General features: G+C 58.7%; 20 protein-coding genes. 8 read left to right on the top strand and 12 right to left on the bottom strand.

The window, feature by feature from the left end:
- Positions 1–38: 38 nt before the first annotated feature.
- From TRM7615_RS20330 to TRM7615_RS20355, 6 genes are all read right to left on the bottom strand, one after another.
- The gene (locus TRM7615_RS20330) at positions 39–2,252 is read right to left on the bottom strand and encodes an NADP-dependent isocitrate dehydrogenase (RefSeq protein WP_108791145.1); all 2,214 of its coding nucleotides are present in this window, start codon (positions 2,250–2,252) and stop codon (positions 39–41) included.
- A gap of 262 nt (positions 2,253–2,514) precedes the next feature.
- Positions 2,515–3,978 (bottom strand): aldehyde dehydrogenase, encoded by a 1,464-nt coding sequence (locus tag TRM7615_RS20335; protein WP_108791147.1) that lies wholly within the window; start codon positions 3,976–3,978, stop codon positions 2,515–2,517.
- Between the two features lie 9 nt (positions 3,979–3,987).
- On the bottom strand, positions 3,988–5,025 hold the full coding sequence (locus TRM7615_RS20340) for an LLM class flavin-dependent oxidoreductase (RefSeq protein WP_108791149.1): 1,038 nt from the start codon (positions 5,023–5,025) through the stop codon (positions 3,988–3,990).
- Between the two features lie 3 nt (positions 5,026–5,028).
- Positions 5,029–5,946, bottom strand: coding sequence for a flavin reductase (locus TRM7615_RS26175; protein WP_108791151.1), 918 nt, complete (start codon positions 5,944–5,946; stop codon positions 5,029–5,031).
- The gene (locus TRM7615_RS20350) at positions 5,943–6,749 is read right to left on the bottom strand and encodes an alpha/beta fold hydrolase (protein ID WP_108791153.1); all 807 of its coding nucleotides are present in this window, start codon (positions 6,747–6,749) and stop codon (positions 5,943–5,945) included. Before TRM7615_RS20350 ends, TRM7615_RS26175 begins: the two co-directional genes overlap by 4 nt.
- Positions 6,721–7,323 carry an amino acid synthesis family protein gene (locus TRM7615_RS20355; protein WP_108791375.1) on the bottom strand — a complete coding sequence of 201 codons (603 nt, stop codon included), beginning with the start codon at positions 7,321–7,323 and terminating at the stop codon, positions 6,721–6,723. The genes TRM7615_RS20350 and TRM7615_RS20355 overlap by 29 nt, the downstream gene beginning before the upstream one ends.
- 108 nt (positions 7,324–7,431) lie before the next feature.
- Here TRM7615_RS20355 and TRM7615_RS20360 point away from each other — a divergent pair, with 108 nt between their 5' ends.
- Positions 7,432–8,118: a GntR family transcriptional regulator gene (locus TRM7615_RS20360; RefSeq protein WP_108791155.1), complete on the top strand. Its 687-nt coding sequence runs from the start codon at positions 7,432–7,434 to the stop codon at positions 8,116–8,118.
- Positions 8,119–8,122: 4 nt separating this feature from the next.
- On the top strand, positions 8,123–8,413 hold the full coding sequence (locus tag TRM7615_RS20365) for a DUF1330 domain-containing protein (protein WP_108791157.1): 291 nt from the start codon (positions 8,123–8,125) through the stop codon (positions 8,411–8,413).
- 137 nt (positions 8,414–8,550) lie between these two features.
- On the opposite strand, the gene TRM7615_RS20370 is transcribed toward TRM7615_RS20365, so the two are convergent.
- The 3 genes from TRM7615_RS20370 to TRM7615_RS20380 all read right to left on the bottom strand — a co-directional run bounded on the left by TRM7615_RS20370 (position 8,551) and on the right by TRM7615_RS20380 (position 12,000).
- The gene (locus tag TRM7615_RS20370) at positions 8,551–9,924 is read right to left on the bottom strand and encodes an FAD-dependent oxidoreductase (RefSeq protein WP_108791158.1); all 1,374 of its coding nucleotides are present in this window, start codon (positions 9,922–9,924) and stop codon (positions 8,551–8,553) included.
- A gap of 87 nt (positions 9,925–10,011) precedes the next feature.
- Positions 10,012–10,986 (bottom strand): alpha/beta fold hydrolase, encoded by a 975-nt coding sequence (locus TRM7615_RS20375; protein ID WP_165821488.1) that lies wholly within the window; start codon positions 10,984–10,986, stop codon positions 10,012–10,014.
- Positions 10,987–11,088: 102 nt separating this feature from the next.
- Positions 11,089–12,000, bottom strand: a complete 912-nt coding sequence (locus TRM7615_RS20380) for a LysR substrate-binding domain-containing protein (protein WP_108791163.1) — start codon at positions 11,998–12,000, stop codon at positions 11,089–11,091.
- Positions 12,001–12,135: 135 nt separating this feature from the next.
- On the opposite strand from TRM7615_RS20380, the gene ugpB reads away from it, so the two are divergent.
- The 5 genes from ugpB (at position 12,136) to TRM7615_RS20405 (ending at position 17,272) form a co-directional block, all read left to right on the top strand.
- The gene (gene ugpB, locus TRM7615_RS20385) at positions 12,136–13,437 is read left to right on the top strand and encodes a sn-glycerol-3-phosphate ABC transporter substrate-binding protein UgpB (protein WP_108791165.1); all 1,302 of its coding nucleotides are present in this window, start codon (positions 12,136–12,138) and stop codon (positions 13,435–13,437) included.
- Between the two features lie 66 nt (positions 13,438–13,503).
- The gene (gene ugpA / locus TRM7615_RS20390) at positions 13,504–14,385 is read left to right on the top strand and encodes a sn-glycerol-3-phosphate ABC transporter permease UgpA (RefSeq protein WP_108791167.1); all 882 of its coding nucleotides are present in this window, start codon (positions 13,504–13,506) and stop codon (positions 14,383–14,385) included.
- On the top strand, positions 14,385–15,236 hold the full coding sequence (ugpE, locus tag TRM7615_RS20395; protein ID WP_108791169.1) for a sn-glycerol-3-phosphate ABC transporter permease UgpE: 852 nt from the start codon (positions 14,385–14,387) through the stop codon (positions 15,234–15,236). The genes ugpA and ugpE overlap by 1 nt, the downstream gene beginning before the upstream one ends.
- Before the next feature lie 12 nt (positions 15,237–15,248).
- Complete coding sequence (locus TRM7615_RS20400; RefSeq protein ID WP_108791171.1) at positions 15,249–16,304, top strand: sn-glycerol-3-phosphate import ATP-binding protein UgpC; 1,056 nt, start codon at positions 15,249–15,251, stop codon at positions 16,302–16,304.
- Entirely contained in the window at positions 16,301–17,272 is a 972-nt protein-coding gene (locus TRM7615_RS20405) for a glycerophosphodiester phosphodiesterase family protein (RefSeq protein ID WP_108791173.1), read from the top strand. The genes TRM7615_RS20400 and TRM7615_RS20405 overlap by 4 nt, the downstream gene beginning before the upstream one ends.
- Here the strand turns inward: TRM7615_RS20405 and TRM7615_RS20410 are convergent.
- From TRM7615_RS20410 to TRM7615_RS20420, 3 genes are all read right to left on the bottom strand, one after another.
- Complete coding sequence (locus TRM7615_RS20410) at positions 17,248–18,225, bottom strand: agmatinase (RefSeq protein WP_108791175.1); 978 nt, start codon at positions 18,223–18,225, stop codon at positions 17,248–17,250. The two genes, TRM7615_RS20405 and TRM7615_RS20410, sit on opposite strands and share 25 nt — an antisense overlap.
- Before the next feature lie 107 nt (positions 18,226–18,332).
- On the bottom strand, positions 18,333–19,310 hold the full coding sequence (locus TRM7615_RS20415) for an HpcH/HpaI aldolase/citrate lyase family protein (RefSeq protein ID WP_108791177.1): 978 nt from the start codon (positions 19,308–19,310) through the stop codon (positions 18,333–18,335).
- Between the two features lie 122 nt (positions 19,311–19,432).
- Complete coding sequence (locus tag TRM7615_RS20420) at positions 19,433–20,083, bottom strand: response regulator transcription factor (RefSeq protein WP_235824156.1); 651 nt, start codon at positions 20,081–20,083, stop codon at positions 19,433–19,435.
- A 220-nt stretch (positions 20,084–20,303) separates the two neighbouring features.
- Here TRM7615_RS20420 and TRM7615_RS20425 point away from each other — a divergent pair, with 220 nt between their 5' ends.
- Positions 20,304–21,548: a pyridoxal-phosphate-dependent aminotransferase family protein gene (locus TRM7615_RS20425; protein ID WP_108791179.1), complete on the top strand. Its 1,245-nt coding sequence runs from the start codon at positions 20,304–20,306 to the stop codon at positions 21,546–21,548.
- Positions 21,549–21,551 lie beyond the last annotated feature (3 nt).

Consider the following 21,551-nt stretch of genomic DNA (forward strand, 5'->3'; position numbering starts at 1 on the left):
CATCCCCGGGCGTTTCAAATTTCAGAACCGAAACCGGATCAGTCGATGATCGCGTTCAAGGTCGCGCTTGGGCGCATAACCTTGGCCGTTTTCGCCGGGTCGGTGTGGTAGTAACCACCTAGATCTACAGGCTGGCCTTGAACGGCGGCCAGCTCGGCCAGGATCGTCGCTTCGCCATCGGCCAAAGCCTTGGCAACACCAGCGAACTCCGCTGCCAGATCGGCGTCGTCCGATTGTGCCGCCAGAGCTTCGGCCCAGTAACGCGCAAACCAGTAGTGGCTGTCGCGGTTGTCAGGCTCACCCACCTTGCGGCTGGGGCTGCGGTTGTGGTCCAGGATGCCTTGGGTCGCAACCTCGGCCGCGTTGCCCAGAACACCTGCTTTGGCGTTACCCTGTGCATCGGCCAGGAAGTTCAGCGATTCACCCAGAGCACAGAACTCTCCCATCGAATCCCACCGTAGGTGGTTTTCTTCGACCAGCTGTTGCACGTGCTTGGGGGCCGAACCACCAGCACCGGTCTCAAAAAGACCGCCGCCCTGCATCAGCTTGACGATCGACAGCATCTTGGCCGAGGTGCCCAGTTCAAGGATCGGGAACAGGTCCGTCAGATAGTCACGCAGCACGTTGCCGGTAATCGCGATGCTGTCGTTGCCAGCCGTGATGGTTTTCAGCGACTGAGCGGTTGCTTCACGCGGCGCCATGATCTGGAACTTGTCGGCAACGCCAGCAGTCTCAAGCGCAGGTTTCACGTATTCGATCAGCTGCGCGTCGTGGGCACGGTTTTCGTCCAGCCAGAAAATCGCCTCGGATCCGGTCAGGCGCTGACGGTCCATCGCCAGTTGGATCCAGTTCTCGATCGGCGCCTTCTTGACGGTGCACGAGCGCCAAATGTCGCCACCTTCAACCTCGTGGCTGTGCAGCGTCTCACCGTTGGCCAGAACGATGCGGATGGTGCCGTCAGCGGGGGCCTCAAACGTGGTCGGGTGCGAGCCGTATTCTTCGGCTTTCTGCGCCATCAGGCCAACGTTGGCCACAGCACCGGCGGTGGTCACATCCAGCGCACCGTTGGCTTTGAAGAAGTTGATGGTCTCGTCATAGACGGTCGAATAGCAGCGGTCGGGAATGACACAGTTGGTGTCACCTTTCTTGCCTTCGCCATCCCAGCCCTTGCCGCCAGCGCGGATCACGGCCGGCATCGAGGCGTCGATGATCACATCCGACGGAACGTGCAGGTTGGTGATGCCTTTGTCGCTGTCGACCATGTACATCGCCGGACGGTCTGCGGTTACGGCTTCGATGGCAGCCATGATCTCGGCGTCGTCTTTGACGCGGTCCAGCAGATCACCCATGCCAGAGTTCGGGTTCACACCCAAAGCGTCCAGCTTGTCGCCAAACTGTTCGAACACCGGGGCCAGCCATGCCTTGACCGCGTGGCCAAAGATGATCGGGTCGGACACTTTCATCATGGTCGCTTTCATGTGAAGCGAAAACATGGTGCCGTCTTTTTTGGTGTCTTCGATGGCTTCAGCCAGGAAGGCGCTCAGGGCTTTCGCAGACATGAAGGTCGCGTCGGCGACGGTGCCCTCGTCAAGCGGCCAGGCGTCTTTCAGAACGGTCAAGGCGCCGTCTTTGCCAACGAATTCGATCTTGGCAACACCGGCCTGCGCGGCGGTGATGGTGGCCGAAACTTCGTTGGCGTAGAAATCGTTGCCGGGCATCGACGACACTTTGGTTTGGCTCGACGCGTCCCAGGCACCCATCGAATGCGGGTTCTTCTGAGCGTAGTTCTTGACGGCGCGGGCAGAGCGGCGGTCCGAGTTGCCTTCGCGCAGAACCGGGTTCACGGCCGAGCCCTTGATGGCGTCATACCGCGTGCGGACATCTTTCTCCGCATCGGTCTGCGGCTCTTCGGGGTAGTCGGGCAGCGCATAGCCTTGGCGTTGCAGCTCTTCGACGGCAGCAACCAGCTGCGGCACCGAGGCTGAGACGTTGGGCAGCTTGATGACGTTGGCGGCGGGTATCTTCACCAGCTCACCCAGGGCGGCCAGATCGTTCGACTGGCGCTGCTCGTCGGTCAAGCTTTCGGGAAAGGCCGAAATGATGCGCGCAGCGAGCGAAATATCCGGCGTGCCAACGGTGATTCCAGCCGAGGAAACGAACTTGCGGATGATCGGCAGGAACGAGGCGCTGGCCAGTTCGGGCGCTTCGTCTACAATGGTATACAATAGATCTTGGGTTGAGTTTTCGACCATTTTTCTTACCTTCTCGCCCTTCCTGGGGCGCGCGACTAAGATGAAACTCATGCAGCGGGCTGCTGCGGCTGGTGTGGGGCGGTCGCCCCGGCCCCGAAACCCGGGGCGCGCACGACCCTCTCAAGGGCGTGCGAATGCCACCCATTTAGAGGACTTCCTTGCGGCAATCAATCGACCAAAGGGGGGACAAAGGCGCGCAATTTGACCCAGTTTGCAAGTTTTTCTGTCTTGCAGCATGGATCGCCCTATTTTCGAACAGGTTTCAGCGCATCACAAAGGGATCGGGAATCGGGTCATCCGAGGTTCTGAGCCAAACCGCTTTGACCTTGGTGTAGTCCAACGCGGCCTGAATTCCGCCTTCACGCCCATGTCCGCTCAGGCCGTGCCCCCCAAAGGGCGCGATGGGGGACACCGCGCGATAGGTGTTGACCCAAACGATCCCGGCCCGAATGCCCCGGATCATCCGATGCGCGCGGGTCAGGCTGTTAGTGAACACGCCCGAAGCTAGACCAAAGGCGGTGTTGTTTGCGATCTTCAGCGCCTCTTCTTCGGTGTCAAAGGACAGAACCGACAGGACCGGGCCAAAGAACTCGTTGGTGATGCAGTCGGCTTCGGGTGCGTTCGAACAGTCGATGATCGTGGGTGGGAAGAAGTAGCCATCACCTTCCAACGCCGCGCCACCTGTGATCACTTTGGCCCCTTGCTGTTCCGAGGCTTTGATCAAGGCAATCGCCCGCTCACGTTGGCGCAGGGTGCAGAGCGGGCCGACCTCGGTCGCCATGTCATCCGGCGCACCGATCACCACCTCTTGGGCTTTGACCTTGAGGCGCTCAAGGAACACGTCTTTGATCTTGTTTGAAATCACCAGACGCGATCCCGCTACACAGCTTTGCCCTGTAGCCGCAAAAATCCCCGACACCTGCGCATTCACTGCGCTTTCGATGTCAGCGTCCTCAAAGACGATGAACGGCGACTTGCCGCCAAGTTCCAGAGAGGTCGAGGCCAGGTTCTCGGCCGAGTTGCGCACGATATGGCGGGCCGTTTCCGGTCCGCCGGTAAAGGCGACATGATCGACCTTTGCGTGGCTGGTAAGCGCAGCACCCGCCTCGGCCCCGCCGGTGATGACGTTCAGCACACCTTTGGGAAAACCCGCCTGATCAAAGATGCGGGCAAATTCCAGCATCGGCGCGGGGCCATCTTCGCTGGCTTTCAGCACCACAGTGCAGCCGGCCGCCAAAGCAGGCCCGATCTTGACCGCCGACAAAAACAGCTGCGAGTTCCACGGCACAACAGCTGCCACAACACCGACCGGTTCGCGGCGCAACCAGACCTCCATGTCCGGTTTGTCGATGGGCAGATGTGCGCCCTCGATCTTATCCGCCAACCCGGCATAATAGCGATAGTATTCCGCGACATAAGCGATCTGCGCGCTGGTCTCGCGGATGATCTTGCCGGTGTCCCGGGTCTCCAGCTCGGCCAATCGCGGCGCATTCTCAGCCACCAGATCCGCCAGTTTCAGCAGTAGCTTGCCCCGCTGCGTCGCGGTCATCAGCGCCCAGCCAGACGACAAGAATGCCCGCTCCGCCGCCTCAACCGCGCGGTTCACATCGGCAACACTCGCCTCGGGCATCCGCGCCCAGGGTGCGCCGGTCGCCGGATCAAGGCTGTCAAACTGCGTGGCCCCATCGTCAAACCTGCCGTCAATATACTGCTGAAACTGTTGCATCATCTGTCCTTATTGAAACGCAGGCATCACGTCCGAGATGAACCGCTCGAGCGAGGCTTTCTTGCGCTCGAAACTCATGCTTGAGTCGATCCAGAACGAATATTCATCGTAACCCAAGGCTTCATACTTTTTCAGCCGCTCAATCACCGCCGCAGGCTCGCCGATCACCAGATCACGTTCCATGGCTTCGGGCGAATAAAACGGATGATCCGCCATTTCCTCGTCGCTCAACGTCTTGATCAAGCCCTGATCCACAGGGCGTTCGTTTTTGAACCACGCGCCAAAGTAGTTGTAGAAACGGTTCAGTTCTTCAGCGCCCAGCTTCACATCTTCGGGGCTGTCAGCGACATAGGTGTGCAAGAGCAGCATGATCTTGGGGCGCGGGCGTTCGGGAAATTTGGCACAGGCGTCGTTGAATTTGACCATTAGGCTTTCGATCTCGCCATCGCCCTGCCACAGCGGCGTCACTTGCACATTGCAACCGTTGGACACCGCAAACTCGTGGCTGTTCGGATCGCGCGCGGCAACCCAGATCGGCGGTCCGTTTTCCTGCACCGGCAGCGGCGAGGACGTGGTGGAGGGGAAGGAATGAAACTCGCCCTCTTGGGTATAGTCGCCCTCCCACAGCTTTTGCACGGCCGGGATCAGCTCGCGCATGCGTTGACCCGCTTCCCAGGCGTCCATACCCGGCATCATGCGTTCGTATTCATAGGAATAAGCGCCGCGTGCGATGCCCAGATCCAGGCGACCGTTGGTGATGATATCTGTCATCGCCGCCTCACCCGCCAACCGGATCGGATGCCAGAACGGGGCAATCACGGTGCCGGTGCCAAGACGCACGTTTTCGGTATGCCGCGCTACGTCGATCAGGTTCAGGAACGGATTGGGTGAGATGGTGAAATTCATCCCATGATGTTCACCCGTCCAAACCGCATGCATCCCGCCCTGATCGGCGATTTTGCACAGTTCGATGAACTCGTCATAGAGCTGCTTTTGGTCCTCCTCCGGAGAGATCCGCTCCATATGCGCAAACAGTGAAAACTTCATGCCTCAACTCCCTGACATGATCGGGCGGACCTTGCCGCTCTTTTGATCGCCAAAATAGATCCCGTAGACGCCAATGCGGTTTTCATCGACAAACCGCTCAAGCATGGTGTTCAGAGCAGGGTCTGCCACATCCATCAGGGTCGATTTACTCAAGTTGGTAAAGCTGCCCGTCTTGGGCTTGCCTTCCCCCGCCTGACATAGAAACGAGATATGCTGGTGTTCGCGCCCACCATCTTCGAAAACAGAATAGATAAAGCCGGGATCGGCGGGAACGCCCGTTTCCGCAATCAACCGATTCAGGGCAGCCGTAGCTCCTTCGGATCCGACTTGCATCTGGGGCAGCGTGACGCCGCCCAACCCGTCGTCCATCATCAAGACCTCTTCACCGCGAGAAATCAGGGCACTCACAATCAACTTGGCCCCACGGCGCAGCGCTTCGGCCTCGGCCGCCGGGGTGACATAGGCGCCACGAGAGTAACCCAAACCCGGCGCGGTACTGGTCTCGAACGCTTCGACCTTGCCGATCAGGATGACATGGTCGCCTGCAGGCACTGTCTGATGCATCGAGCAATCGAACCAGGCCGACACATCGTCAAACACGGGTGAGCCGTGCGGGCCATTGGCCCAAGCCACGGCCTCAAAGCGGTCCTCAACCGGGCGGGCGAATGTGTTGGACACGTCCTTCTGCCCCTCGGACAGCACGTTGACCGCAAACCCGTTGGCCTGCGTCAGCGCGTCATAGTTGGTCGAGGAGTTGGCCAGACACACCAGCACCAGCGGCGGGTCAAGCGAGACCGAGGTGAATGAATTGGCCGTGAAACCCAGCGGGTTTCCGTCGGCGTCATGCGAGGTCACCACCGTCACACCGGTCATGAAGGTGCCAAAGGCGTTGCGCAAGGCGCGCGGGTCAATCGTGGTCATTCCGGGCTCCTTTCCGTGGCTGGACGGGCCAGCCATGCTTGCAGGATATCAGTAACAACATCAGGCGCGGTTAGATTTACCATGTGCCGGTGATCTTCAATGATCACCGCCTCGCCGTCCTGTGCGGCATCCGCCATCGCCTGCGACATCTCAGGCGTGGAATTCGGATCGCCGTCGCCGGTCAGCGCCAGCATCGGACAAGCCACTTTTTGCCACCCATCAGCATAGGTGTCATCACCACGTGCAAAAGCGCCGTACGCTGTGGCGTAACCGCTTGGGTCCACCGCCCCCAGCCACCGCGCAACTTGATCACGCGCTGCACAGTCGTTCGGTGTGAACCAACGGTTCAAAGGCGTTTCAAGGTCGATCGCGCCTTTGCGGATTTCCTGCGCGCGCGCTTCGACCGCTTGTCGGGCCCCTGCAGATCGACGGTGGACTCCATTCACCACGGCCACCCTTCTGATCTGCTCTGGATGCTCGATGGCCATACCGCCAGCGATCAAAGCCCCCATCGAATGACCCGCCAGATTGACCGGTCCGACACCCATAGCCGTCAGAACCTCACTCGCCCAGGCCACAAAGTCCGGCAGTTCCGCCGCCTCGGGCAAAGGGTCGCTGCCCCCATGCCCAGGCATATCCACGGCAATCACGTGATGGGTCGCCGACAGCGCGTCGATCTGCGGTCCCCAAGCTGCTGATTGCATGCCGACCCCATGGATCAGCACCACCGGCTCGCCCTGCCCCGCCTCGCGAAAGGCGACCTGGCCGTATGGCTCAGACAGCTGCAGGATTGTCAACGTCATGGCCCAAATCCTTGAGATCCTGATAGCGGTCGCCGATACGGTGATGCGGGCGGCCCCCGATGCTGGCCCCAAGCGCGATAACGATCTCATCCGGCCCTGGCGCATCCGCGACCGAGGTTTGGATGGTCAGGTAGTGCGAGCGGCGACCCGCATCGTTCTTGTCCATCAGCGGGATGAGCAGCGGTGCGTTGGCTGGGCCGCGCGTGTTACAGAAGGACAGATAGCTTTTCGCCCCCACAGCCTCACGGAAGTGATTGCCGAACCGCAGCGTGTGGATCAAGCCCGAGACATGCTCGACCTCGCCGTTCACACCGACAATGCCGGATTTTCCGTAGCCTTCGATTTTGTCGCCACCGCCAGCCGCATCAATCACCATTTCGGTGAGCAATTCGCCCAGTCCTGGCGCGCAATCCAGGATGCCGGGCTTCAAATCCTCGACAAAGCCCTGCCCTCCCCAAGGGTTCCGCAAAACCGCAATGGCCGCGATCATCTTGAGCGGCGTTGCGGCCGCCTTGCCGCCCTCGATCAGGGTGTTTTCGACGAACAGCTGTGTCTTGCGGATTTCTGCGGGCATTGGGTCACCTGAATCAAAGAGTGAGTCGTTGGCAAGAATATGGTATACCATTATACCATACGTCAAGATGACCTTGTTCCACGTCCTGCAGATTGTTAGACATTCGCCATGACCCAGACCGGCTTTCCCGACCTCAAGATCGAACACACCCCAGTCACCTTGCGCGAAATCGTGCAGGAGAAGATGCGCGAAGCAATCATCGAAGGGCACTTCGAGCCAGGCCAACGCTTGGTCGAGCGACCGTTGTGCGATCAGTTGGGTGTCAGCCGGACGGTGGTTCGGGAAACCATTCGCTATCTCGAAGCCGAAGGGTTGGTTGAGATCCTGCCCAACAAGGGCCCCATCGTGGCCAATCTTGATTGGGACGACGCGCGCCAGATCTATGACATTCGCCGGATGCTGGAATCTGCGGCGGCCATGGCCTGCGCAGAACTGGGAGACAAGAAAACCCGCAAGGCATTGAAAGCGGCATTGGCTGACCTGGAGAAGGCCTTTGATGACGGCTCCCCCCGGGCATTGTTCAAGGCCACGGCGCAGTTCTACGAGGTCATCTTTGTCGGCGCCGGACATGCCATTGCATGGGAGGTGGTCAACCGCTTGAACGGGCGCATCAGCCGGTTGCGGGTCATGACATTGTCAACCGCAGACCGTAAGAAGCCCGGTTTGGGGCACATGACGGCGATCTACTCTGCCATAGCCGATGGTAACCCAAAAACTGCTCGCGACGCGGTTCATGCCCATATTGACGATGCGTCTGCAGTCGCCAAACGCCTGTTGGACCAGGAAGAGGAATAATCTGATGCCCAAAGCCTATTGGATCGCCCAAGTGACTGTAACCGACCCGGACCGTTACGCCGGGTATCAGGCGGTGGCGCCAGCCGCATTTCAAAAGCACGGGGCGCGATTTCTGGCTCGAGGCGGCCGAACTGAAACAGTCGAAGGCCTGCAATGGGCGCGGCATGTGGTGATCGAGTTTGACAGCATGGAACAAGCGCTGGCCTGCTACCACTCAGACGACTACACCGCCGCGCGGGAACGGCGCGACGGTGCCTGCGAGGCTCAGATTTTCATCACCGAGGGGACGGATTAATCCCCATCCGACACCCCAGCCTACGGCACCCTTGGCTACGTCGCCGGCAAAAGCACCAGGATCACCGTTCCAAAGATCTGCGGCCCGACACTCACCAGACGCGGGCCGAAAACGTTCTGACAGGCCTGATACCGAAATCAGTGGTGACGTCCGCCCTGACGTTCCAGCTCCTTCTGGATCAGCAACGGGTCCACCTGTGCCAGGGGCTGGTTCTGTTGTTTGATCGAGATTGCGGCCGCAATCCCCGCCGCCTGACCGGTCACAGCGCAACATGCCATGTTGCGCGTTGCGGCATGGCTGTCGCGATCGCCGCCAGTGGCACGACCCGCCACGAGCAGGTTTTCGACTTTTTTGGGTAAGAGATTGCGATATGGGATCTGGAAATAACGCCCCGTGGTGGGCAGGATCAGTATGCCGTAACCGTCAATGAATTCGGGGAAAATCCCTACCGAATCTTCGAACCGGCCCTGTTCACGTACGTCCAAACTGGTCATGTTGTAGGCGCAGTCGACCTTGCGTGTATCGCGAACGCCCAGGGACATGCCGAAATTGCGTAGGCGGATGCCTTCGCAACCGGGTGTGTAGCGGCGCAGAGCCTCAATCGCGAGCATGGCCTGACGGCGGCCTTCGATCTCAAATTTGGTCAAGCTGTCGGGATCGGTACCGTCGCAATCATCCATGTGGATGAGGTTCATATAAGTCAGCTCGCCTGTGTCATGCACCGCGCCCCAAGTGCCGGCGATCGTGTTCAGGTGCGGTGGGATGAGGCCGTCCTTGATCGCCTGCTCAAACGGCTTTTTCAGAAACGGAGAGAACATCTCGTCCTCTTTGCCCGACGTCTCGATGTTCCATTCGCCGCCGCCGCCCCAATCGGCATAGGTCTGTGGATCGGATTTGATACCATCCATGAACTTTTGCTTGTCGACGCCTGCGACGTGGAACATGACCGAAGCCGCCATCATCTGTTCCGGGGGCGTTTTGTAGGTCGGCGCCCCTGCCCGTTCGATAACATCCGCATCGCCCGTGGCGTCGATCACGCGTTTGGCCAGGATCGCCTCACGCCCGGCTTTGGATTCGGTGATGATGCCAACAATCGCATTGCCATCCATGATCGGAGCCACGAATTGGCGGTGCAGCATGGGGCGAATGTTGGGTTCGTCCTGCACCATCTTGTCGGCCACCAGCTTGAACCCTTCGCTGTCGATTTCATAGCTAAGCGATTGGCTTTCGGGGACGGCGGCACCCATCTCTTTGGCGCGCTCTTCAAACTCGCGCGCGATGCCGTTGGATTCCACGGTATCTTCATGACGGTACCAATGCATCCCCTCGACACCCACAACGGTCAAGTTGCCGCCGAAACACCCAAAACGCTCGACCAGGCAGACCTCGACCCCGGCGCGCGCGGCAGCCAGAGCAGCAGGAAGCCCGCCGGGGCCGGACCCCACGACCAGAACGTCGGTTTCGTGAATGACTTCGACCTCGCGGGCCGGTTCTGTGATGGTGTGTTTCATGTGACCCTCGCGCCAGAATTTGCGGGCACCTTTCCCGAACCTTTCGGATTCAGCAAGTCATCAGCGAACCGAAATTGTCCGAAAGCGTCAGATCGCAGAGGACAGGCTGTTCAAGATCGCCCGTTCATAGAATGTAGGCCCACGGACAGCATCAAAAAACCCGTTGTGGCCGCCGAAAGGGGACATGATGACCTCCATGTCCCGGCCTGCCATTGCCGCGATATCTGAGCCGCTCACCACCGGATCATCGAAAGCGCCAAACAAAGTCAGTTTCGCAGGGCAACCTTCAAATTCCTCTGGCATCAGACGATAAGCACGAAAGTAATCGTCCAACGTCTCAAACTCGGTCCACCCACAAATGATATCGTGTGACATGCCAAGAACACTGTTCTTCTTCGCGATGGCCCCGGCCTGATAAAGATCTGGAAAGGCTTCGGTCTTTTCGCGCAGCCACCGCCGCAGTTTGCGCGTGAAATATGCCCGCATAAGTGGGTGCGCGTCGATCATCGGGCTCGACGTGACGGGATCGATCACTGGACTGATCGCAAAGACATGACGCAACTTGGGAATAGGTTGTGTTCGCAAACGACGCGCAACGCGCAGGGCAAAGTTGCCCCCAAGCGAATAACCGATCAGTGACACCGTTTCATCGTCGGTCAGGCCTGTGGCCGCTGCAATGGCGTCGAACAGATCTGCGTCTTCGGCTGCGTGATGAAAACCCGGGTTCAGCGTGACGGAATCCCCATGTTCCAACAAGTTCACGCGGCAGACACTGAATCCTTGTCGAAACAGAAACTTGGCGGTCGAGACAACATAGGCCGATTGCACTGACCCCAGCCATCCATGCAGGATCACAACCAGCCCGCGTGACTGCGGGTGACAGGACAACAGGCAGGATGTTCGCGCTCCTGATCCGCCGGTCAGCAGGTGGTACTGGGCGGCACCTTCCAGATCTGTTGCCCCGCGTTTGCGGAACTTTGCGCTGGCGAGCGCGGACTGGACGACGGGTGAACGCAGCCAGACGGGTGGAACGAATCCTTGGATGTCAGTGGTCTCGGTCAATTCAACCTCATATGGGCGAGCGCCAGAACGGTTGGCATAACATTTGGTTTTGAAACCCGACCAAGACAAGCGCAATCAAAGCTGCCTGCCGTATCGTCACATTCACAGACGGTCTTTGGTGTCGCTGATGTAGGGGCCAAGGCTGTCCATGAAGGTGTCAACAAAATCCAAGGACAACAGTGACCGGCTGCCCGATGCGGGCTTCAGGATCGAGAGCCAGTGATGGATTTCCGGCTCAAACCGGCGGATTTCGATGTTGCTGTTGCGGTATTGTTCGGCATCCAGCGCGCTGACGATGGTAACGCCTTGCCCCTGCCCCACCATAATACAAGCGGTTGAGAACTGTCGCACTTCGACCCAAGTGTTCATCAGCACGCCGTAATCCGCAAATGTGTTGGACAGGCGGGTGTAAAACGGGCTGTCGCGGCGGGCGTGGATTAAACGTTCGTTCTTCAGATCCAGCGGCGAAAGGCAGCCCAATTCAGTCAGTGGGTGCCCTTTGGGCAAAACGCAGGCGGTCTTGATCGGGACATTTGTGTGCTCAACCGCAGGATGACCAGTGAATTCATCCGTGATCCCACAATCGTATTGCTCGCCGATCATCCATTCCAGAATACGCTCGGGTCGATCCGGTTCCAATGTCAGGCTGACGCCGGGTCGCTCTTTGAGAAATTCGGCCAGCAGTTCGGGCAACAGGGTTGTCGCAAACCCCGGCAAACAGGCGATGCGCAGATGCCCGGCGGTACGGTCTGTCAGGTCGCGGTTCAGCTCTTCAAGGTGTTGCAGGCTGTCGAACACACGCCCGACCTCGGACAGCAGATAGCGCGCCTCGCTGGTTGGAATCAGAACGCCCCCTTCGCGCCGGAACAGATCAATCGCAACGGTTTTAGAGAAATCCGACAACAGTCGACTCGTTGCCGGTTGAGATATCCCCAACGATTTTGCAGCCCGTGTCACCGACCCTGTCTTGGCTACGGCTTGAAAAGCCTCGAGTTGTCTGAGCTTGAATTTCAATGACTTACCGCCTGTAGCACCGTTTCAACTTTCAACGATATAATATTGTGTTATGGTTCTTGTCAAAAAACTTTTGCTTGCATTATGGGCAGGCTTGCACACTCTTTGCGCATCCAACGTACGGGGAGACAAAAAATGTCTGTTAAATCCATTCTCTGCTCGACGGCTGTTCTGGCCTCGTTTGCAACAACAACATTCGCCGAAACCGAAGTTCAGTGGTGGCACGCCATGGGCGGCACCAACGGCGAGCGCGTCAACAAGATCGCCGAAGATTTCAATGCCACGCAGGACGAGTACAAGGTCGTTCCAGTCTACAAAGGCAACTATACCGAAACCATGACCGCCGCGATTGCTGCATTCCGTGCCAAAGAGCACCCGCAGATCGTTCAGGTGTTCGAGGTCGGCACCGCGACCATGATGGCCGCCAAGGGCGCAATCGTTCCGGTTGAGCAGATGATGAAGGACGCAGGCGAGCCGTTTGATGGAGATGCGTTCCTGCCAGCGGTTGTGTCGTACTATCAGACGCCCGAAGGTGAACTGCTGTCGATGCCCTTCAACAGCTCGACCCCGGTTCTGTGGTACAACAAAGACGCGCTGGACGCGGCTGGTGCCAAGGTTCCGGAAACTTGGGCTGATGTAAAAGAAACAGCCCAGAAACTGGTCGACAACGGCATGGAATGCGGCGTTTCGTTTGGCTGGCAGTCCTGGGTCATGATCGAAAACTTCTCGGCGTGGCACAATCTGGAACTGGGCACCAAGGAAAACGGTTTCTCTGGCTTTGACACCGAGTTCACGTTCAACAACGAACAGGTCGCGGCCCGTCTGGATGACATCGCGTCCATGTCCGAAGGCAACCTGTTCAAATACGGTGGTCGTCGTGGTGACAGCCTGCCAATGTTCACCAACGGCGAATGCGGCATGTGGCTGAACTCTTCGGCCTACTACGGTTCGATGGTAAGCCAGGCGAAGTTCAACTTTGGCCAAACCATGCTGCCACTGGACACCTCGGTCGCTGACGCGCCGCAGAACTCGATCATCGGGGGCGCGACCTTGTGGGTTCTGGGCGGTCACGATGCCGAGGAATACAAAGGCACGGCCAAGTTCATGACCTACCTGTCCTCGCCCGAAGTTCAGGCGTGGTGGCACCAGGAGACCGGCTATGTTCCGATCACCACCGCCGCTTATGAGCTGTCGAAAGAGCAAGGTTTCTATGACAGCAACCCGGGCACCGACACCGCGATCAAACAGCTGAGCCTGAACACCCCAACCGCCAACTCTCGCGGTCTGCGGTTCGGCAACTTTGTTCAGGTCCGCGACGTGATCAACGAAGAGATGGAAGCGGTCTGGAGCGGTGAAAAGAACGCAACCGACGCCCTGAACGCAGCCGTCGAGCGTGGCAACACCTTGCTGCGCAAGTTCGAGCGCTCGGCCAATTAAGACTAAGACACGACCGTGCCGCCCTGACCTGGGCGGCACGGTTTTTGCATTTGAACAGGCAAAAGCATGCTGAAACGCGTTCACTTTCCTTCGTCCCCCCTGCCTTATCTGCTGGTGGCGCCCCAGTTGGCCATCACGCTGATCTTTTTTATCTGGCCCGCAAGCCAAGCGATGTATCAGTCTTTCCTGATCGAAGACGCCTTTGGCCTGGGGTCCGAATTTGTCTGGTTCGAGAACTTCCAGATCCTTTGGGAGGACAGCCACTATCACGCCGCGTTCTGGCGCACGGCTGTGTTTTCCGTGCTCGTCGCGGCCCTGTCGATGGGGTTTGCACTGATCCTTGCCGGATTTGCACAGCGAGTTGTGCGCGGGGCGATGTTCTATCGCACGCTGCTGATCTGGCCTTATGCGATTGCCCCGGTTCTGGCCGGCGCGCTCTGGGTTTTCATGTTCAACCCAACGCTTGGCATCTTGCCCTATTTCCTTGAATTCGTGGGCGTCACCTGGAACCACTATTTGAATGGTGGTCAGGCGATGGCATTGGTCATTCTGGCCGCCGCGTGGAAGCAGGTGGCTTATAATTTCCTGTTCTATCTGGCCGCGATGCAGTCGATCCCGAATTCAGTGATCGAGGCCGCCGCCATCGACGGGGCCGGACCGGGTCGCCGGTTCTGGACGATCATCTTTCCGCTGATCTCGCCCACCACGTTCTTCTTGCTGGTGATCAACATGGTCTATGCCTTTTTTGAAACCTTCGGGATCATCCATGCGGTGACCCAGGGTGGGCCCGGCTCCTCGACCACGATCCTGGTCTACAAGGTGTTCAATGACGGTTTTGTCGGCCTCGATCTAGGTGGGTCAGCCGCCCAATCCGTAATCCTGATGGTGCTGGTCATCGCGATGACCGTTGTTCAATTCCGCTATGTCGAACGAAAGGTGGAATACTGATGGTTGAGAACCGCCCCCTTGCCGACTTCATCACCCACCTCGTGCTGGTGCTTGGCGTTGTCGCCATCGCGCTGCCGATCTGGATCACTTTTGTTGCGGCATCTCATGACGAGATCCGCATGGCCCAGGCCCCGCTGCCGCTCTGGCCCGGCGATCAGCTGTGGGTCAACCTGAAACAGACCTTGTTTGGAGAGGGGCTGAGCGGCACCGAAACGGCGCCCGTATGGCTGATGCTGTTCAACAGCCTGTTCATGGCGCTGATGATCTCGCTTGGCAAAATCGGCATTTCGCTGCTGTCGGCCTTTGCCATCGTCTATTTCAAGTTCCCGTTCCGCATGGCGTGTTTCTGGATGATCTTCATCACCCTGATGCTGCCGGTCGAGGTGCGCATTCTGCCCACGTTTGAAGTGGTCGCGAACCTTGGCATGCTCAACAGTTACTGGGGCCTTTCCATCCCGCTGATCGCATCTGCCACCGCAACCTTCATGTTCCGTCAGGTGTTCCTGACCGTGCCCGATGAGATGCTGGAAAGCGCGCGGATCGACGGTGCAGGCCCGATGCGCTTCTTCTGGGATATCCTGCTGCCGCTGAGCCGGACAAATATTGCAGCGCTCTTTGTGATCCTCTTCATCTTTGGCTGGAACCAATACCTCTGGCCGCTCTTGATCACCACCGACACGTCGATGACCACCATCGTGATGTCGATCAAGCAGATGCTGGAGGCGGCAGAACAAAGCCCGCAGTGGAACATCATCATGATGACCGCTCTACTGGCGATGATCCCCCCGATCTTCGTCGTGATCTCGATGCAAAAGCTCTTTGTGCAGGGCTTGACCGAAACCGACAAATAGGACGCCCAAGACATGGCTGACATCACACTGACCGATCTGACCAAATCTTATGGCCCGACCGAAGTCCTGCACCACATCGAGGGCGACATAAATGATGGCGAGTTCATCGTCATCGTCGGCCCCTCGGGCTGTGGCAAGTCGACCCTGCTGCGCATGGTGGCAGGGCTGGAAACCGTGACTTCTGGCGAAATCCAGATCGGCGGAAAGCGGGTGAACGAGCTGGAACCTTCGGCCCGCGACATCGCGATGGTGTTCCAGAACTACGCTCTGTACCCGCATATGAGCGTTCGAGAAAACATGGCCTACGGCCTGAAGATCCGCAAACTATCCAAAGACGAGATCAACCGGCGTGTTGAAGAGGCCGCGGACATTCTGGAAATCCGCCAGTATCTGGACCGCAAACCCCGGCAACTGTCAGGCGGGCAGCGTCAGCGTGTTGCCATGGGCCGTGCCATCGTGCGTGACCCCCAGGTGTTCCTGTTTGATGAACCCCTGTCCAACCTCGATGCCAAGCTGCGGGTGCAGATGCGGCTAGAGATCCGCAAGTTGCAGCAACGCCTTGGCGTGACGTCGATCTATGTGACCCACGACCAGGTCGAGGCGATGACACTCGGCGACCGGCTGATGGTGTTGAACGGCGGTTATGTCGAACAATTTGGTACGCCAATTGAGCTTTACGACCGTCCTGCGTCGGTCTTTGTGGCCGGTTTCATTGGCAGCCCTGCGATGAATCTTATCCCGTCGCAAGCATCGGGTGGCGCCATCTCCCTGCCCGGTGGTGCGCAGGTGAACAGCGCAACGGATGCGAATGGCGATGTTCTGTTGGGCCTGCGCCCCGAGCATTTGACACCGGACGAAAACGGACCGGTGTCCATCGACGTCGAGATGGTTGAGCAATTGGGTGCCAACACGTTGCTTCACGGTACCCTCAGTGGGACCAACCATGAAATGGTGGCCTCGGTCGCCGGTCATGACGCAGCGGCCAGCGGGACTCAGCGTCGTTTCTCGATCTCGCCTGACCTGGTCCACCTGTTTGATCCGCAGACCGAGAAACGGCTGAACCCATGACCACCTTTCCCCAGCTTGACGCCTTTCGGCGCAGCCCGGGCCTGATCCGATTGGTGGGGCATCGCGGCGCACGCGGGGTCATGCCCGAGAACACCATGGAGGGGTTCAAGTTTACGCTGGCCTGCGATGTCACGTTGTTGGAATTCGACGTCGCCATCACACGCGATGGCGTGCCGGTCATCACCCACAACCACCACCTGACACGCTCAGTCGCGCGGGATGCGTCAGGCGCCTGGTTGCGGGGAGACGAGCCGAAACTATCAGCTCTGACTTGGGACGAATTGGCCCAATACGATGTCGGCGGGCTGGACGGGCAGAGCGCCTATGGCCAGCGGTTTCCCGATCAGGCCTACCTGAACGGCGTGCGCATCCCGCGTCTGCGTGACCTGTGTGATCTGGTGGCGCAGCCGCAACACAAAGACGTGCAACTGATGCTGGAAATCAAATCAGATCCCGAGCGCCTGCAAGATGCCCTAGCCCGCGCCGAGATCGTCACCGCCGTCGTTGCGGACGTGCGCAGCGCCGGTCTGACCCAGCGGACGTTGATGCACAGCTTTGACTGGAACTTGCTGGGCGAATGTGCGCGTCAAGCGCCAGAAATGCCCACCTCATACCTGACGCAACTGCCCGAGAATGACGCAGATGTTGGCGAGGACGAGGCGACGCAAGCCGGACCGGACATCAGCCGTGACACCTATCACACCCTACCGGGACTTGTATCCGAGGCTGGCGGGCGCCTGTGGTGCCCCTATTATCTGGATGTCACCACCGAAACAGTTGCCCGTGCCCAAGAACTGGGGCTGATCGTGGCCGTTTGGACAGTGAACGAAGCGGACGAGATCGACCAGATGATCGACCTGGGCGTGGATGCAATCGTCACCGACTATCCGGGCCGGGTGCAGCGCAAGCTGTTGGATCGCGGGCTGGATTGGCTGGACCGGGATCAGCCTCGCGCCAAGATCGCCTGAGACAGGACACACATCAGCTCGAACATCAACGAAATGCCAAGCCAGGCCGTGCCCCCGCCCTGATCAAAAGGGGGCGACACCTCGACCAGATCCGCGCCGATCAGATTTACGCCTGCAAGCTCGCGAATAACCTGCTGCGCCTGAAAACTGTTCGGACCGCCAATCTCGGGCGTGCCGGTCCCCGGCGCATAGGTCGGGTCGACAAAATCGATGTCATAAGTGCAATAAGCGGGCTGATCGCCCAGGATCTGGCGTGCCTCGTGCATCACATCCGGGATGCCGCGGTCAAACAGTTCCTCGATCCGAATGATCCGTACCCCCTGATCCATGCCCCATTCCACGTCTTCGGTGTTATAGGCCGTGCCCCTGATGCCGATCTGGACAAAGCGTTTCGGGTCTACCAGCCCCTCTTCGATCGCGCGGCGGAACGGGGTGCCGTGTGTGAATTTGTTGCCACCGAAGTAGCTGTCGAACAGATCCGTGTGGCTGTCGAATTGGATCAATCCAAGGGGGCCGTCAGACGCCAAGGCCCGCAAGATCGGCAGAGTCGACAAGTGATCTCCACCCGCCGTCATCGGGACAATGCCGTTGTTTTTCAGGCCGGTATAGAATTCTGTAATCCTGTTCAGACTGTCGTGAATGTCGATCGGGTTCGGCGGCACATCGCCCAGATCGGCACAATTCACCGACGCAAAGGGGTTTACCCCAGTCGCTGCATTCATCGCCCGGATCATCGAGGAATAGTCGCGCAGCTGTCGCGGACCATGCCGCGCACCGGCCCTATTGGTCGTGCCCCCATCCCAAGGGACGCCCACCAATCCCATCTGAACATCCGCGTATCTTTCGTGACCCGGCATCAGATGCGGCAAGCGCATGAACGTGGGCACCCCCGCAAACCTTGGCAAATCCATAGCGGACACAGGTTGAAAGAAAGGATCACCGCTGCCGACCATGTAGCACCTCCTAGGCTTCGCTTTGGGTCACTATGCAGAGTGGCTGGCGCGTTTCAAAGCGTAAAACACCGGTGCCCGATTGAGTTTCGGGCACCGGCATGTGTCGGTTAAGCGCCTGAAATCTGGCGTGCTTTTTCGACCAGAACTTCGGCCTGCCGGATTGAGGCGTAATCGATCAAACGACCGTCCAGAGATACCGCACCTTTGCCCGCAGCCTCGGCATCGGCCATCGCCTCGAGAATGCGCTGCGCTTTGGTGACTTCGGCGTCGCTCGGTGACATGACCTGGTTGGCTAGCTCGATCTGGCTGGGGTGGATGGCCCATTTACCTTCGCATCCCAGAACGGCGGCGCGTTTGGCAGCCGCCTTGTACCCTTCGGGATCCTGGAAATCACCGAACGGACCGTCGATCGGGCGCAGCCCGTTTGCCCGTGCCGCAACCACCATACGCGCCAACGCATAGTGCCACATGTCACCCCAGTGGGTCATGCGCGCGCCGTCATCCATCGGGTCCGTCAGGACCGAATAATCAGGGTTCACACCGCCGATGATCGTGGTCCGCGCGCGGGTGCTGGCGGCATAGTCAGCAACCCCGAAATGCAGGCTCTCATTCCGCTTGGATGCGGCCGCAATTTCGCTGACATTTTGCATGCCCAAAGCCGTCTCTATGATGTGCTCGAAACCGATCCGTTTCTTGAGGCCCTTGGCGTCCTCGATCTGGGTCACCAGCATGTCCACGGCATAGACATCTGCCGCGGTTCCGACCTTGGGGATCATGATCAGATCGAGCCGTTCGCCGGCCTGTTCAACCAAGTCCACCACATCGCGGTACATGTAATGCGTGTCCAATCCGTTGATGCGCACCGACATCGTCTTGGTGCCCCAATCAATGTCGTTGAGGGCCGCAATGATGTTCTTGCGCGCCTGTTCCTTTTCATCCGGTGCAACCGCATCTTCGAGGTCGAGGAAGATCACATCGACGTCGGTTTTTGCTGCTTTTTCAAACATTTGCGGCTGCGAGCCAGGAATGGCCAATTCGCTGCGATTAAGCCGTGCCGGGGCTTGTTCGATGGGGAGAAAACTCATCTGTGACCGCTCCTTTTCAATCTGGTCAGTGGACGTGACGGCCACAAAAGGAGCGAGAATCGCGCGCTGTCAAGAAATTTTATTGCGCACAATTGCATACATTTGAAACATGATTCACCCTGTCATTCGGGGTCGGAACTCTCCCCCGGAAGGCGCGAGGAATAGTAGAATGCGATGGCTTGTGCCCGGTTCTTGACCGAGAGCTTTTCGAAGAGGTTGGAGAGGTGAAATTTGACCGTGTTGATGGTGATCCCCAGCTCCTTGGACAGCTCGCGATTTGTCAGGCCTTTGGACAGCGCCTCGAGCATTGCGCGCTCGCGTCGTGACAGGCTGTGAATCGGGTCTTTTTGCAGCTCGCGGACGTCGATGTAGGGGAACACCATCTTGCCTGCGGCAACGTCGGCGCAAGTGGCCAAAAGCCTCTCGACATCGCCGGCCTTGTCGGCAAACCCCGCCGCCCCCGCTGTCATTGCCAAACGGGGTAGATCGCCGTTGCCATCGCCGTAAACCACCAGCCGGGGCGCGTTGACCTGATCGCGCAGCACTTCGATCAGCTTGGCGGCCCCCAAAACCGGTAGATCCCAGTCGATGATGCCAACCTGAACCGGCACCCGCATCACCGTGCCCAGGAACCCTTCGGCCGTCGCAGATGTCGCCACCAGCGAGAATCGCGGATCACGGTCAAAAATCTCGGACATGGCCGACAGAACCAGAGGATTGCTGTTGGCGAGCATGACGTCGATTGGCTTTGCAGGTGCAGCAAGATCTTGCATTTTCAGCTCATTTTCCCAAAAACTACCCACTCGGGTAGGCTGTGATTTAGTATACCTTCGTATCCTTACACTAAAGTATAGGTAATTCCCTATCCATTTAGCTACCCAAAAGCAGGAGTAACGGGCGTTGTGAGAAATCTCAATCGGGTTTTTTCTCTGTTGAACGATCAAACAGCCCTGATCTGGGGCCCAAACTCAAATCGCAACCTGAGGTCAGTTGATGAACGCGCTAACCGCCTTTCCCCCTCTCGACATCCCCGAGACGATTGCCGCAGGTCCCGGCCCCGGCCAGACAGACACCCGTGTCCTTGCCCGGTTTGCCGGTGTCGGTCTGGCCGACCACATGCAGGCCGACGTGCTGCGGGGTATGATCGAATGCAAGCATATGCTGCGCTCCCTTTGGGGCACTACAAACACCTACACCTTCGGCGTTGCCGGCACCGGATGGAGCGGGCTGGACGCGATGTTCAGCGCTGTTCAGCCAGGTGATACGGTTGTGGTCTTCGTCAACGGCACCTTCTCGGGCATCGATGGCCAAACCCTGCGGATGAAAGCTGCATCCGCCGAAGAACTGGCCGCCGATCCGCTGAACCCGCAGGCTGCATCGGTCGTGACCATCGACGTGCCACACGGGACATCCGTGACCCGCGACGTGATCGAGGCTGCGCTGACCCAACACAAACCGAAATGGGCCTTTATGGCGCATTGGGAAACAGGATCAGGCCGGATCAATGACATCCGTGCGCTGTCGGATGTTTGCGAAGCAACTGGTGCCATGGGGTTGGTCGACGCGGTGTCGTCGTTGGGTGTCTCGGACTTTGCCATCGACGACTTCCCCGGCATCGTCGGCTGGGCGTCATGCCCGCAAAAAGGCGTGGCCTGTCTGCCGCTGACTTATGCTCCGGTGAGCTTTTCAGATCGCTACATCGACGTGTTAAAAGCAACCGGCGCGCGTACCTATGCGCACCATCCGATCCTGGAAGCACGTCATTGGGCGATCATTGACGGTCGGGATGCGGAAAAAGGCACCTACCACCGTACACACTCGGGCTATGCCGTCGCAGCATTCCACGAAGCCTTGCGGATCGCGCTAGAGGACGGTGTTGCCAATCGCGCCGCTGAATACACCCGGCACGAGGCGATCCTGCGCGAAGCCGTCACCGTGATGGGTTGTGACGTGACATCGGACATGACGAGCCTTTTGGTTCTGGACCTGCCACCTGCCTTCAAGGGGCGTGAAATGGAGCTGGTGCAAGCCTGCCGCGCGCAAAGGTTCGGTATCTGGCCCACCCTGTCGGAACCGGTTCAGGTTCGTATCGGCATTCTGAACCTGCTGTCCGAAAAGGCGATCACAGATATTGCTCTGCGGTTTGGTCAGGCCCTGAACGATTTGGGTGCGCATGTTGATTTAACCGAAATCGAAACCCTTCTTCGCAATCGCTACTCCGAAGCACTCGCAGCGTGAGGT

The sequence above is a fragment of the Falsiruegeria mediterranea M17 genome, assembly GCF_900302455.1.
Taxonomy (GTDB): domain Bacteria; phylum Pseudomonadota; class Alphaproteobacteria; order Rhodobacterales; family Rhodobacteraceae; genus Falsiruegeria; species Falsiruegeria mediterranea.